11 protein-coding genes are annotated in these 14444 nt (G+C 73.1%); 4 read left to right on the top strand and 7 right to left on the bottom strand.

The features are described 5' to 3' along the window. Positions 1–43 precede the first annotated feature (43 nt). A complete protein-coding gene (locus tag ACFWPT_RS32940; RefSeq protein WP_380376062.1) occupies positions 44–1132 on the bottom strand; it encodes an NADH:flavin oxidoreductase in 1089 nt (362 codons plus the stop codon). A 355-nt stretch (positions 1133–1487) separates the two neighbouring features. Between ACFWPT_RS32940 and ACFWPT_RS32935 the strand changes: the two genes are divergently transcribed. The 4 genes from ACFWPT_RS32935 (at position 1488) to ACFWPT_RS32920 (ending at position 7493) form a co-directional block, all read left to right on the top strand. Continuing rightward, entirely contained in the window at positions 1488–2264 is a 777-nt protein-coding gene (locus tag ACFWPT_RS32935; protein ID WP_380486269.1) for an SDR family oxidoreductase, read from the top strand. Between the two features lie 30 nt (positions 2265–2294). Next, the gene (locus tag ACFWPT_RS32930; RefSeq protein ID WP_380486267.1) at positions 2295–3491 is read left to right on the top strand and encodes a cytochrome P450; all 1197 of its coding nucleotides are present in this window, start codon (positions 2295–2297) and stop codon (positions 3489–3491) included. Between the two features lie 129 nt (positions 3492–3620). Further along, a complete protein-coding gene (gene car, locus ACFWPT_RS32925; protein ID WP_380486265.1) occupies positions 3621–7058 on the top strand; it encodes a carboxylic acid reductase in 3438 nt (1145 codons plus the stop codon). Between the two features lie 63 nt (positions 7059–7121). Next, complete coding sequence (locus ACFWPT_RS32920; RefSeq protein ID WP_380376054.1) at positions 7122–7493, top strand: nuclear transport factor 2 family protein; 372 nt, start codon at positions 7122–7124, stop codon at positions 7491–7493. A 72-nt stretch (positions 7494–7565) separates the two neighbouring features. Here ACFWPT_RS32920 and ACFWPT_RS32915 read toward each other — a convergent pair whose 3' ends face one another. The 6 genes from ACFWPT_RS32915 to ACFWPT_RS32890 all read right to left on the bottom strand — a co-directional run bounded on the left by ACFWPT_RS32915 (position 7566) and on the right by ACFWPT_RS32890 (position 14325). After that, positions 7566–8810, bottom strand: coding sequence for a cytochrome P450 (locus ACFWPT_RS32915; RefSeq protein ID WP_380486263.1), 1245 nt, complete (start codon positions 8808–8810; stop codon positions 7566–7568). 141 nt (positions 8811–8951) lie between these two features. Further along, on the bottom strand, positions 8952–9656 hold the full coding sequence (locus ACFWPT_RS32910; RefSeq protein ID WP_380486261.1) for a hypothetical protein: 705 nt from the start codon (positions 9654–9656) through the stop codon (positions 8952–8954). Between the two features lie 110 nt (positions 9657–9766). Further along, positions 9767–11314 (bottom strand): Na+/H+ antiporter, encoded by a 1548-nt coding sequence (locus ACFWPT_RS32905; RefSeq protein ID WP_380486259.1) that lies wholly within the window; start codon positions 11312–11314, stop codon positions 9767–9769. Positions 11315–11804: 490 nt separating this feature from the next. Next, positions 11805–12401 (bottom strand): RICIN domain-containing protein, encoded by a 597-nt coding sequence (locus tag ACFWPT_RS32900; protein WP_063345942.1) that lies wholly within the window; start codon positions 12399–12401, stop codon positions 11805–11807. A 53-nt stretch (positions 12402–12454) separates the two neighbouring features. Beyond that, on the bottom strand, positions 12455–13087 hold the full coding sequence (locus ACFWPT_RS32895) for a hypothetical protein (RefSeq protein ID WP_063345941.1): 633 nt from the start codon (positions 13085–13087) through the stop codon (positions 12455–12457). Between the two features lie 158 nt (positions 13088–13245). Beyond that, positions 13246–14325, bottom strand: coding sequence for a helix-turn-helix transcriptional regulator (locus ACFWPT_RS32890; protein WP_380486257.1), 1080 nt, complete (start codon positions 14323–14325; stop codon positions 13246–13248). Positions 14326–14444: the final 119 nt, after the last annotated feature.

Genomic DNA, 14444 nt, shown 5'->3' with positions numbered 1-14444 from the left:
GTCGCGGCCCGGCTTCCGGGCGCCCGTTCGCCGAACGGCGCTGTCAGGCCAGGCTGGTGAGCACCGCCGGGTCGTACGGGACGGTCCGGGCGAGGTTGCCGCGCAGCGCCTTGGCGGCCCAGTCCGGGTTGGCGAGCAGGGTGCGGCCGACGGCGACGAGGTCGAACTCGTCGCGCTTGAGGCGGGCCAGCAGCTCGTCGATGCCGGTCACGCCGGCCTGGCTGGTGTAGCCCTGGGCGAACTCGCCCTCGCCGTACTGCTGGTCCAGGCCGACCGAGCCGACCGTCACGGCGGCCTTGCCGGTGAGCTTGCGCGCCCAGCCGGCCAGGTTGAGGTCGCTGCCGTCGAACTCGGGCTGCCAGTAGCGCCGGGTGGAGCCGTGGAATGCGTCGACCCCGGCGTCGGCCAGCGGGGTCAGCAGCTGCTCCAGCTCGGCCGGGCTCTGCGCGATGCGGGCCCCGTAGTTGCCGACCTTCCACTGGGAGAACCGGAAGAAGACCGGGAAGCCCGGGCTGACGACCGCGCGGACGGCCTGCACGATCTCGGCGCCGAAGCGGGCGCGGGAGGCCGGGTCGCCGCCGTAGCGGTCGGTGCGCCGGTTGGTGCCGCTCCACAGGAAGTCGTCGATCAGGTAGCCGTGCGCGCCGTGCAGTTCGATGCCGTCGAACCCGAGCCGCTCGGCGGTCGCCGCGGCCTCGGCGAAGGCGGCGACGGTGTCGTCGACGTCCCGCTGGGTCATGGCCCGCCCGGCCGGGGCGCCGTCCAGGCCGATCCCGGACGGGCCTTCGGCGGGCGGCTCCGTCCCGGTGCGCACGACCCCGGTGTGCCACAGCTGCGGGATGATCCGGCCGCCGGCCTCGTGCACCCGCTGCACCACGCGGGCCCAGCCGGCCAGCGCCTGTTCGCCGTGGAAGTGGGGCACGTGGTCGTACGCGCGGGCGGCGGCGCGGTCGACGTAGGTGCCCTCGGTGATGATCAGTCCGACCTGGTGGGCGGCCCGGCGGGCGTAGTACTCGGCCACCTCCTCGCCCGGCACGCCGCCGGGGGACTGCATCCTGGTCATCGGGGCCATCACGATGCGGTTGGGGACCGTCAGATCACCCACGACGAACGGCTCGTCCAAGCTGGACATGCTTTTCTCCCGAGTTCTCGGCACTCATGGTGTGAACATTCCGTGTGCGCCCTCTCCGTTGCTCCGGCGAATCGCCGCCGGGTCGCGCGGAAAATGCTGTGGCCGGATGCACATGGGTAACGCACGATTATCGACCCTGTTGATCGCGGCGTCCAGCGGGTGCCGTCATCCGTCCTGCATTGCCTCAGGCGATGCAGGGCATCGACACAATCATGTTGACCGTGTCCGGGAGATCACGGATAGTGGTGCAGGTGGTTCCGCGTCGCCTTCTGGGTCGCAACTGGAGAATTGATTCCCTTGCCGACCAGTGCCGCGGAAAGGAATTTCCCAGGAACGAAAGGTGGCGGAACCCAGGGTGAGCGAGAGTCGCCTTACCGCGCAGATTTCCCATGACTTGGACGGCAAGCGGGCCGTGGTCACCGGCGGCAGCCGGGGCATCGGCGCCGCGATCGTGCAGCACCTGCTCGACGCCGGCGCCACCGTCGTCACCTCCGCCCGCAACCCCACCGAACACACCCCGTCCGCGGCCAAGTTCATCCAGGCCGACCTCAGCTCGAAGGACGGGGTGCGGGCGTTCGCCGACGCCGCGCTGGACTCCCTCGGCGGGGTCGACATCGTGGTCAACAACGCGGGCGGCTGCCGGGCCTTCCAGACCGCGCTGGAAATCGAGAACGACTGGCAGTACACGGTCGACATCAATTTCCTGGCCGCCGTCCGGCTCAATGCCGCACTCGTGCCGGCCATGCGCGCGGCGGGCGGCGGGGTCATCGTGCACCTCTCCTCCATCGCGACCATTTCCTCCTACCCGATGATCCTGCACTACGCCGCCGCGAAATCCGCGCTGGAGGTGTACAGCAAGGGTCTCGCGGTCGAGTTGGCGCCGGACGGAATCCGGGTCGTCGCGATCTCCCCGGGAAACGTGATGACTCCTGGGGCGGATGAGGCGCGCGAGAAGATCGTCGACTATCTCGGCATGGAATCGGAGGGGGACTGGGCCGACGAGGTCCCGCTCGGGCGGATCGGCCAGACCGAGGACATCGCCGAGGCGGTCGGCTTCCTGGTCTCCCGGCGCGCCTCGTGGATCACCGGCAGCAACCTCGTCATCGACGGCGGCAAGAGCGCGTCCCTGTGACCGCCCGCCAGGACTGGAAGGACTGACACGATGACCGCGACAGAAGAAGGGCCGCGGGCCTATCCGTTCGGTCCGGCCGAGCAGCTCGACGTGGACCCGAAGCTGGCCGAGGCCTGCGGCGAGCAGCCGGTGCTGCGGGTGAGCCTGCCCTACGGCGGCGACGCCTGGCTGGTCACCCGCCACGCCGACGTCAGGACGGTGCTGGCCGACCCCCGGTTCAGCCGGGCCGCCGCCGCCGGCGAGGACGTGCCCCGCATCGTCTCGGCCGGCCTGCCCCGCACCTCGATGCTGAGCATGGACCCGCCGGAGCACAGCCGGCTGCGGCGCAGGGTCGCCAATCCCTTCACCGTGCGCCGGGTCGAGGCGATGCGCCCGCGCGCCCAGCAGATCGTCGACGAACTGCTCGACACCATGATCGCCGAAGGCTCGCCCGCCGACCTGACCCAGATGCTGACCTGGCCGCTGCCGATCACGATGATCTGCGAACTGCTCGGCGTGCCCGTCGAGGACCGCGACCGGTTCAACGCCTGGGTGGACGGCCTGCTGATGCTCTCCGACCCGGCCCGCTCCGCACGGGACCGCGGGCACCTCAACGACTACCTCGGCGGCCTGGTCGCCGAGCGCCGCGTCGAGCCCACCAGCGACCTGCTCGGCGAACTGGTCGCCGTGGAGGACGAGGAGAACCGGCTCACCGAGGAGGAGTTGGTCAGCCTCGGGGTCAGCCTGCTGTCCGCCGGCCAGGAGGCCACCGCCAACCAGATCGGCAACTTCGTCTACACGCTGCTGACCAGGCCCGACCTCTGGCACGAGCTCGTCGCCGATCCCGGCCTGATCCCCGACGCGGTCGAGGAGCTCTCCCGGATCATCCCGATCAGCGCCACCGCCGGCTTCACCCGGATCGCCACCGAGGACGTGGAGCTGGGCGGGCAGACCGTCCGCGCCGGCGACGCGGTGGTCACCGAGTTCTCCCTGGCCAACCGGGATCCGGAGGTGTTCGACCGCCCCGAGGAGATCGACTTCCACCGGGGGATCGTCCCGCACGTCACCTTCGGGCACGGCATCCACCACTGCCTCGGCGCGGCGCTGGCCAGGATGGAACTGCGCGTCGTCCTGGACTCCCTGGTGCGCCGCCTGCCCGGCCTGCACCTCGCCGTGCCGGCCGACCAGGTCACCTGGCGGACGGAACGCCTCATCCGCGGAGCGGACGCGCTGCCGGTCGCCTGGTGAGACGCCCGCCGGCCGGAACGACCGCCCGGGCCCGACGGGCCGGCGGCCGCTCCGGCCGGCCCGCCCCAGGTCACACGTCGACATCAACCGGATGCCGGACATCACCCGGACGCTACGGGAGGACTCAGCATGGCCGAACCACCGGAGGCGATCACCGCGGCCGTGCGTGATCCGGACAAGGGACTCGCCGAGGCCATGGCGGCCATCATGGAGGGCTACGGCGACCGGCCCGCCCTCGGCGAACGCGCCCGGGAGCCCGTGACCGGGCGCCTGCTGCCCCGCTTCGAGACCGTCAGCTACCGCGAACTGTGGGCCCGGGTGCGCGCCGTCGCCACCGAGTGGCACCACCACCCGGACCACCCGCTGAGCGCCGGCGACCGGCTCTGCATCCTGGGCTTCACCAGCACCGACTACGCCACGCTCGACCTCGCGTGCCTGCACGCGGGCGTGGTGGTCGTGCCGTTGCAGTCCAGCGCGCCGCTGTCCCAGCTGGCGCCGATCGTCGCGGAGACCGAACCGCGCGCCCTCGCGGCGAGCATCGAGCGGCTGGACACCGCCGTCGAAGCCGTCCTCGGGGCGCCCTCGATCCGGCGCGTGATCGTGTTCGACTACCGCCCCGACGTCGCCGAGCAGCGCGACGCCCTCGCATCCGCCCGGCGGCGCCTGGCCGGGGCCGGCCGCCCGGTGGCCGTCGACCCGCTGGCCGCCGTGATCGACGCCGGAGCCGGCCTGCCGCCCGCGCCCCTGTTCGTCGCCGCCCCGGGTGAAGACCCGTTGGCGCTGCTCATCTACACCTCCGGCAGCACCGGGACCCCGAAGGGGGCGGTGTACCCCCAGCGGCTGGTCCGCACCGCGTGGAACGGCTTCAGCTACGGCGCGGAGGACGCGCCCCCGGTCAGCGTCCACTACATGCCGCAGAGCCACCTCGCCGGCCACTGGGCACTGATGGGCTCGCTCTCCCGGGGCGGCGTCGGCCACTTCACCGCCAGGAGCGACCTGTCCACCCTGCTCGACGACATCGCCCTGGTCCGCCCCACCGAGCTGACCATGGTCCCGCGCATCTGCGACCTGCTCTTCCAGCGGTACCGCAGCGAACTGGACCGGCGCTCCGGCGAACCCGGCGACGTCGACACGGCGGTCAAGACCGACCTGCGGGAGAACGTCCTGGGCGGGCGCGTCACCAAGGCCTTCTGCGGCACCGCCCCGCTCTCCGCCGAAGTGGCCGCCTTCGTCGAGTCCTGCCTGGGCTTCCACCTGTACACCGGCTACGGCTCCACCGAGGCCGGCGGGGTGCTGCTCGACTCGGTGGTGCAGCGCCCGCCGGTCATCGACTACAAGCTGGTCGACGTCCCGGAGCTCGGCTACTTCCGGACCGACTCGCCGCACCCGCGCGGGGAACTGCTGCTCAAGACCGCTACCGCCATCCCCGGCTACTACAAGCGGCCCGAACTCACCGCCGAGATCTTCGACGCGGACGGCTACTACCGGACCGGCGACATCATGGCCGAGACCGGGCCGGACCGGCTGGTCTACGTCGGTCGCACCAAGGACGTCCTGAAGCTCTCCCAGGGCGAGTTCGTGGCCGTCTCCCGCCTGGAGACCGCCTTCGTCGCCAGCCCGCTGATCCGGCAGGTCTTCGTGTACGGCAACAGCGAGCGCGCCTACCCGCTCGCCGTGGTGGTCCCCGCCCCGGACGCGCTGGCCAGGGCCGGCGGGGACACCGAGTCGCTCAAACCGCTGCTCATCGAGTCGCTCCAGCGGATCGCCAAGGAGGCCGAGCTCAACTCCTACGAGATCCCGCGCGACATCCTGATCGAGACCGAACCCTTCAGCGCCGCGAACGGACTGCTCGCCGACAGCCACAAACCGCTGCGCCCCCGGCTCCGGGAGCGCTACGGCGAGGCCCTGGAACGGCTCTACGCCGAACTCGCCGACGGGCAGGAGCGCCGGTTGCACGACCTGCGCCGGGCCGGGCCCGACCAGCCGGTGCTGGACACGGTCGGCCGGGCCGCCCAGGCGCTGCTGGGCTGCGCGGGCGCCGAGTTGAGCGCCGACGCGCACTTCACCGACCTGGGCGGGGACTCGCTGTCCGCGCTGTCCTTCGCCGCCCTCATGACGGAGATCTTCCGGGTCGAGGTCCCGGTCGGGGTGGTGATCAGCCCGGCCAACGACCTGGCACGGGTGGCGGGTTACATCGAGGAGCGGCGCCGCTCCGGCGCCGCGCGGCCCACCGCCGCCTCCGTCCACGGCGAGCACGCCGCCGAGGCCCGCGCCGGCGACCTCACCCTGGACAGGTTCCTCGACGCGGCGACGCTCGCCGCCGCCCCGACGCTGCCCCGCCCCGACGGCGCCGTCCGCACCGTCCTGCTCACCGGGGCCACCGGCTACCTCGGCCGCTTCCTGTGCCTGGAGTGGCTGGAACGGCTGGCGCCCGCGGGCGGCAGGCTGGTCTGCGTGGTCCGCGGCGCCGACGCGGCCGTCGCGGCGAAGCGGCTGGAGGCCGCCTTCGACAGCGGCGACGACGAACTGCTCCGGAGGTACCGGGAGTTGGCCGACGGGACGCTGGAGGTGCTGGCGGGCGACATCGGCGAGCAGCGCCTCGGCCTGGCCGAGGACACCTGGCAGCGGCTGGCCGACACCGTGGACCTGATCGTCCACCCGGCCGCCCTGGTCAACCACGTGCTGCCCTACGACCAGCTGTTCGGGCCCAACGTCGTCGGCACGGCCGAACTGATCCGGCTGGCGCTCACCGCCCGGCTCAAGCCCGTCACCTACGTGTCCACCGTCGCCGTGGTGGCCGGCGCCGCGGCCGCGGCCCTCGACGAGGACGGCGACATCCGCGTCACCAGCCCGGTGCGCCACCTCGCCCGGGGCACCGGCGGCGACGCGCACGGGTACGACGGGTACGCGCAGGGGTACGCGACCAGCAAATGGGCCGGCGAGGTGCTGCTCCGCGAGGCCCACGACCTGTGTGGACTGCCGGTCGTCACCCTGCGGTCGGACATGATCCTCGCGCACGGCAGGTACCGGGGGCAGCTGAACGTGCCCGACGTGTTCACCCGCCTGCTGCTCAGCCTGCTCGCCACCGGCATCGCCCCGGGCTCCTTCTACCGGGGCGGCGGGCGCGCCCACTACGACGGCCTGCCGGTCGACTTCACCGCCGAGGCCGTCACCGCGCTGGGCGCGCGGGCCACCGAGGGCTACCGGACCTTCAACGCGCTGAACCCGCACGACGACGGCGTCTGCCTGGACACCTTCGTCGACTGGCTCATCGAGGCCGGCCACCCGATCCGGCGGGTCGACGACTACGACGACTGGCTCGCCCGGATCACCACCGCGCTGCGCGCCCTGCCGGAGAAGCAGCGCCAGCACTCACTGCTGCCCCTGCTGCGCGCCTTCGCGCGGCCCGGGGAGGCCGTCCCCGGGTCGGCGATCCCCGCCGCCGGGTTCCGGGCCGCCGTGCGGGCCGCCAAGGCCGGCGCCGACCAGGACATCCCGCACCTGTCGGCGGCCCTCGTCCGCAAGTACGTCACCGACCTGCGCCACCTCGGCCTGCTTCACCGCTGAGAGCACCACCGCACCACCGCGCCACCATCCCCGCATTCGACCCGACGGACACAGGAGTTCGGCATGGCACAGAGCATCGGCGAGACGGTCATCTCGGGTCTGCGGCGGCTGGAGGCGAACGACTTCGCCGGCTTCCGGGCGCTGTGCACCGAGAAGGCCACGGTGTGGCAGAACGACGGCAAGGACGAGCAGGCGATCGACGAGCGGCTCGTGCACTTCAAGGCCTTCGCCGCCGGTGTCGAGTCCCTGCGGTTCGAGGTCCTCCGCCAGTTCGAGAAGCCGGACGAGGTGCTCCAGCAGCACGTCATCCACCTGCTGTCGGCCGACGGGGTCGTCCAGGAGGTCCCGACCGTCGTGTACTTCCGGTTCGAGGGCGGCCTGATCGACCGGATCGAGGAGTGCCTCTACACCGTGCCGAAGGGCAGCACGGCCTGACGGACCGACCGCCCGCGCGGACCGGGCGCGCGGGCCCGGCGAGCAGCCGCCGGCCGCCGGGGCGGCCCCCGCTCAGCCGTCGGCACGCCCGGCGGTGAGCAGGACGGGGAGCGACCGGTGGCCGTTGGAGATCAGCGACGCGACCGGGCTCAGCTCGGCGCCCGGGGCGAGCGTGAGGTCCGGGAAGCGCTCGAAGAGCTTGCGCAGCGCCGTCCCGGCCTCCATCCGGGCCAGCGGCGCGCCCAGGCAGAAGTGCGGGCCGTGTCCGAAGGCGAGGTGGTCCTTCACGGGCCGGGTGACGTCGAAGACGTCGCCGGTGGTGCCGTACCGGCAGGGGTGGCGCCCGGCGGCCGCGTACGAGGGGAGGATGACCTCTCCCCGGCGGATCGTCACCTCGTCCGACAGCCGGATGTCCTCGACGGCGAAGCGCAGCGGCAGGTGCGCCAGCGGGGCGTCGCGGCGCAGCGCCTCCTCCACGACGTCGCTCCACTGCGCCCGGCCCGCCCGGACCGCGGCGAGCTGTTCGGGGTGGGTGAGCAGCAGCGCGATGCCGTTGTCGATCAGGTTCACCGTCGTCTCGTAGCCGGCCGAGACCACCAGCAACAGGGTGTCGCGGAGCTCCTCCTCGGTCAGCGCGGCGCCGTCGCCCTCGGTGTCGCGGGCGGCGATCAGCAGGGACGTCATGTCGTCGCCCGGGTGCCGGCGCTTCGCGGCGATCAGCCCTTCGAGCATGGTGAAGAACGCCGCCGCGTTGGCTTCGGACTCCTCGGGCGTGAGGGTGGTGGAGAAGACCCGGTCGACGATGTGCCGGAACCCCTCCTGGAGGTCGTCCGGCAGGCCCAGGAGCCGGCTGATCACCTGGATCGGCAGCGGGTAGGCCAGCCGCTCGCGGAGGTCGACCGGCACGCCGGGCGGCGTCGCGGCCAGGTCGTCGAGCAGCGCGTCGGTCAGCTGCTCGATGCGCTCGGCGAGGGCGCCGATCTGACGGGCCGTGAAGGCGGAGCCGACGAGCCGGCGCAGCCGGCGGTGGTCGGCGCCGTGCGCGTTGAACATGTTCCGGACGGTGATCCACAGGGCCAGCGGCCAGGTGGGGACGACCTCGGCGAAGTCCGGCCAGTGCTGGTGGCCGTCCTTGGAGACCCGGGGGTCCTTGAGGAGCTCTTCGAGCAGGACGGGGTCGGCCACGGCCCAGGCCTCGACGCCGAGGATGTCGACGGGCGTCGCCGGGCCGCGGGCGCACAGTTCGGCGGTCTCGGCGTCACGGTCGCGGCCGGTGGGGTCCAGGACGAGGCGGGGGCGGTCCAGCGGGCGGTCCATGGGGCTCCTTCGCTCGGGTCGGGGCGGGCGGGAGGCGCCGGAACAGCGCACCGGATCGAGGATGCGGCCGCAACCCCGCCGCAGTCGAGAGGGCGTCCCGGCCCAGGGTGGCGGACGTACGGCAGCAGCGGTGCCCGACCGTCAGGCGGGCGCTGCGGCGCGGGAGTCCCGGAGGCTGCGGCGGGCGGCGGCGGTGATGAGCAGGACCCAGAGCAGGCTGAGGCCGCCCAGGGCGTAGACGCCGCCGTGCAGGAAGGCGAGGTCCAGGTCCGTGCCGGCCGGCGGGGCCCAGCCGTCGGGGTCGACGAGGACGGTGGTGGTGGTGCCGGCGGAGGAGGACCCGGAGCAGCCCGAGCCCTGGAACCTGGGGTGCGGCAGCGGCTTCCCGTCCGTGCGGCGGATCGCGCAGGACCAGCTGATCCGGCCGCTGCGGTCCTTCGAGCTGTGGGCCTCGGTGACGATGACCTCGGTCCGCTCCCCGCGGTGCGCGAGCACCTCCGCCCGGATGGTGGTGGGTGGCAGGGCCAGCAGCAGGACGCCCAGCAGGACGCCGGGCCAGAGCACCCAGCCGGCGGCCCGGACCACCATCAGCCCGCCCAGCGAGGCGATGAGCACCAGCACGGCGAGGACCGTGAACAGGGCGGAGTAGTCCGGGTCCACGGCGAGCGCCATCAGGCCGACGAGCAGCAGCGGGGCGAGCACCGCGACCAGGACCGCCGCCCGGCGGATGGTGCGGGGCGCGAGCGGCTTGTCCTTCCGGGGCTTCCGCTTGGCGCTCTTCGGCCGCTGGGCGGCGGCGGCCGCCGCGCTCAGTGGCCGCTTCTGCTTCTTCCTGCCCTGTGCCATGTGGCCCCCGTTCGGTGCTGCGTCGGACTGCTCGCGACAGTCTGACCTGCGGTGCGGGGGCGCGGAAGACCGGGGGCCGCAAGCCGTCACGGCCGGCCGGGTCAGGCCGGTCAGACCCGCCCGAGTCCGGCCTGCTCCAGGTCGAGGTCGCGCTGGAGGCGGCGCAGGGTGGTGTCGCTGATGAGGTGTTCCTCGTAGAGGCGGTGCAGCCGGGCGTTCTGCACGGTGATGACCTCGCGCCGGAGTTGACGGTAGGCGGCGTCGGCGGTGGTGCCGTCGGGGGTCTCGGGGGTGCGGTCGAGGCGGGCGGCGAGGCCGCGCCGGACCCGGTCGATCGCGGTGTCGGGCATGACCTCCAGGGCGGCGAGGTGGTCGACGTGGTCGAGGGCGGCGCGGTTGAGGGCGGCGCGGGCGTCGTCCTCCTCGCGGGCGGTGTGCTCGGGCTCCAGGGCGAGCCCGGAGCGGTGGACCACGGCGGCGAGGGTCAGGCCCTGCACGACCAGGGTGAGGACGACCACCGCCGTGGTCAGCACCAGGACGAGCGGGCGCCCGGGGATCCGGTTGCCGTCCGCGGTGAGCAGCGGGATGGACAGGGCCGCCGCCAGCGGCATGACGCCCCGGGTGCCGGCCCAGGTGACGACCCCGGCGACCCGCCAGGACAGCCGGCCGCGGGAGGGCTTGACCCCGCGGGTCAGCGGCAGCGTCCACAGCACGCGGACGGCGATCAGCACGGCCGCCAGCGCGAGCGCCTGGAGCGGCCACCAGCCGGTGCCGGCCGGCAGGTCCCGGACCAGGGCGGGCAGTTGCAGGCCGACGATGCCGAAAACGACGCTCTCCAGCAGGAACACCACCACCGCGGAGACGGCGTGCAGTTGGAGCCGGATGCGGGCGTCGGTGAGGCGGTGGCCGGAGCGGCCGAGCAGGACGCCGGCGACCACGACCGAGGTCACCCCGGAGGTGTGCGCGGACTCCGCGAGCACGTACGCCGCGTACGGGGTGACCAGGGCTATCACCGTCTCCAGGACGGGGTCGACGGTGCGGCGCCGGATCAGCCACACCAGGCCGGCCACGGCGGCGCCGACCAGGCTGCCGCCCCCGCCGAGCAGCAGGAGCTCGCCGCCCGCCGCCGGCAGGTCCACCGTGCCGCCCACGGCCACGGCGACGCCGACGGCGACCTTGAACAGCACCAGCGAGGTGGCGTCGTTGAACAGGCTCTCGGCCTGCACCAGCACCTGGACGCGCCCCGGCAGCGCCAGCCGGCGGCCGAGCGCGGTGACGGCCACCGGGTCGGTGCTGGACAGGACGGCCCCCAGCACGAACGCCATCGCGGGCGGGAGCCCGGCGACGGCGACGGCGACGAAGCCCACGGCGGCGGCGGAGGCGAAGACCAGGCCGAAGGAGAGGATCGTCACCGGGCGCCACACCGTGCGCAGATCACGCAGCGACAGTTCCTCGGCGGAGGAGTAGAGCAGGGGCGGGAGCACCACCAGGGCGATGGCCTGCGGCGGTACGTGCAGCGCGGGCACGCCCGGGACCATCGCGACCGCGAGGCCGACCAGGACCAGCAGGGAGGGCGCGGGCACCCGCAACCGCTGGGCGAAGGTGGCCACGCTCGTGGCCAGAACCACCAGAACCAGAACGATCCCCACGGCGCGCATTTGCGGAAACGACCCATCACGACGATCGGGGTCGCCGCCGCCCGAGCGCTGCAGTCGTCCCCCGAGCCGACCAGACTTCCCGGCACACCGCCAGTCATCTTATCGGGTCGTTTGCGCGGGACGGCAGGGTGCCCGGCCGGTCGTGCCTCAGCGGCGCCCGAGCAGCCTCGCCAGGAAGCCGCCGCCCTTGCCCTTCGTCCGGTCGCAGGCGCAGCGGCCGGACTTGGGCACCCCGGCGAGCACCTGCTCGACGTGCATGCCGCACCCCGCGTAGCTTGCCTTGCCACACGTCCGGCAGGTGGTTCGTCGACACATCGCGCTGCTCCTCACGTCGCACCCCCGGATGGGGCGGCCAGTTCTTTCAGGATACCCCACCCGGTATTTTTGGACGTGTGCCCCGGGGTCGGCGGATCGGCGCCCCGGACCCGCCGTGCCCGGCCGGGGCTGTCCGGCCTGGCACGACGGGCGTTCCTCGTGGTGTGCCGTGCGGTCAGACGGCCTGTAGGTAGAACAGGTCCGGTCGGCTGTCCTGGACGATCTGGTAGCCCAGGCCGTCGCTGTGGTTCTGGGCGGCGACCCACTTGCCGGAGTTCACGTTCTGGAGGGCGAAGCGGTTGCTGCCCGGAACCTTCGCCATCCAGAACGCCTGGTTCTCGGGGACGACGTCGCCGCAGCCGACCGTGATGATCCAGTTGCCGTCGTCCTTTCCCCAGCGGTCGACGACCATGCACCAACCGCGCCAGCTGTCGCGGAAGTACACCAGCTCGCGGCCGTCGGAGGCGTGCTTGCGACAGACCTGCCACTTCTGGTTCGACTCGTCGCCCCAGAAGTACTGGATGACCGAGCCGTGGTTCCCGGAGGAGAGGGCGACGGTCAGCGGCCGGTCGGCCCCGGCGGTGTTGATGCGGTAGAGGCCGGGGTCGCAGGGGTACTCGCTCTCCGGGTCCGCGGCGAGTGCGGTGGCCGACGTGGGGGCGGCCAGGGCGGCGGGGGAGGCGGTGAACAGCAGGGCGCCGACGGCGGCCGCCGTGCCGAGGACGTTCAGCGGGCGTCGGGCCCGGGAGCGTCGAGGGTGCGGTTCGGGCATGGTGGACTCGCTTTCGCAGCAAATGGGTTGGGTCGTTTCCGCGATCCTGGGCATCAGCAGACGAGTCGCGCCCGGGCGGCCGCGCGCAGGGTGCCGGCCGGCTCCGGGTAGGCGCAGGAGACGGTGCCCTGCTCCGGGACGTCGAAGGTGGTGAAGGTGCCGGGGCCGTTCGGGCTGGTGTTGATCCAGTAGCCGGTGTTCCCGCTGCGGGCGCAGATGTAGCGGACCCACTCGCCGGTGACCTTTCGGGTGCCGCGGTAGAGGCCGTAGTAGCCGGGGCTGTTGAAGTTCACGGTGTCGGTGACGGTGGTGGTGCGGGTGGTCGATTTGGTGTTGGCCACGGAGAAGCCGACCTTGACGCTCACCTTGGCGAAGATCGCCTTGAATTCGGCGCTCACCTCGGTGCTGGTGTTGATCGTGGTGCTCACCGAGTCGACCTCGCTGAGGGTCTTGGTGTAACTGCCGGTGGTGCCGGGGGTGATCGCGACCGCGAGGAAGTCGGTGACGGTCGGTTCGACCCGGGCGGAGGCGATGTCCTCCCACAGGTAGTCGCGGGCGGGGTCACAGGTGGCGGTCGGCGGTGTGGTGTCGGCGTGTGCGGGCGCGGCGCCGAGGCCGAGCCCGGTCACCGCGACCAGCGCGGCGACTCCTGAGGTGAAGGCGGTGCGCCGGGTGCGCGAGCTCATGAGGGTGCTCCTCCGCTGGAAATGGGTGCACTGCGAGCCGTCATGTGCATGACGTGAATCCCCCGTGGGGAAATCTTCACGTTCGCGGCGGGGTCGCGGCCATCCCAGATTCCTGGGGGCGTACGGCGGGGCGCGCGCCTGGGGCGCGGGGCCCCGGGTCAGCAGCGCCCCCCGCCGAGCATGATCCGCGCGATCAGCTCCTGCCGGCTGCCCACCCCGGTCTTGGTGAACACCGACTTCAGGTGGTCCTGCACCGTGTACGGCGTCATCGCGAGCAGCCGGGCCACGTCCCGGGTGTCGCTGCCGCGCACCAGCAGCAGTGCCACCTCCTGCTCGCGGGCGGTCAGCCCGTACGCGGCCAGGTAGAGCGGCATCACCTCGGCCGGCGAGGCGAGCGTGGCCACCACCGTCACCTCGTCGGCCGCCGCGTCACCGCGCAGCGCCGATCCGTGCAGCAGGTACCAGCGCTCGTCCCGGGTGCGGACCCGCACCGGTGTCTGCGGCGCGGCCAGCCCGTGCGCCGCCCGGCGGGCGTGCTCGGCGGCCATCGCCACGGAGGTCGGGACGCTGAGCGAGGTGGGGGTGGGGTCGGCCAGCCGGTCGAGCAGGTCCTCGGCCGGGCCGGACATCGCCCGCAGCCGGTTGCGCCGGTCGAGCAGCAGGACCGCGGGCCCCGCGCCCTCCTGGTCCGGCGCGCCGGCCGGAACGTGGCACGCCCGCAGCGCGTTGCCCAGGTGGCGGGCGGCGGCGCCGGCGAGCTCGCGCTGGCGCCCCAGGTAGGGGCCGCGGTCCGGGGCCCGCATGAACGCCGCGCACCCCCACATCCCGCCCGCCGCGTCGAACACCGCCCGCAGCTCGTCCCCGAACCCGGCCGGCGCCACCTGCTCCCGGAACCGCACGCTCTCCTGCGGGCGCCCCTTGGTCGCCCGGCTCAGCGTCTCCGCCTGCACCCCGCTGCGCCGGATCTTCGGAAAGGTCGCCAGGTCGTCCTCCCAGACCTCCAGCCTGACGGCGTGCTCGTACGCCGTCAGGCTGAGGTCCTCGCTCTGCACCGAGTTCACCAGCCCGGTCGCCGGATCCGCCGTGTGCCAGCACACCGCGTCGAACTCCAGGACCGGGCGCAGCAGTTCGTCCGCCCGCCGGAACACCTCCGGCGCCGTCAACCCCTCCCCGGCGAGCTCCCGCATCCCCTCGATCGCCGACCGCGCCGCCACCCCACGAGCCCCACGTAATCCCATGGCGGGAAGCTAACACGCTGTTCGTACCCCCACCCACGCGCCGATCGGCGGGGTCCGCCTCCTCCTCGCGGTGGTCCGACGGCCCCCGGCATCATCCTGACGTACCGTCATGTCGACCG

Origin of the sequence: Kitasatospora sp. NPDC058478 (genome assembly GCF_042720345.1) — a bacterium.
Taxonomy (GTDB): Bacteria; Actinomycetota; Actinomycetes; order Streptomycetales; family Streptomycetaceae; genus Kitasatospora.
This window is presented reverse-complemented; position numbering and strand designations above follow the sequence as displayed.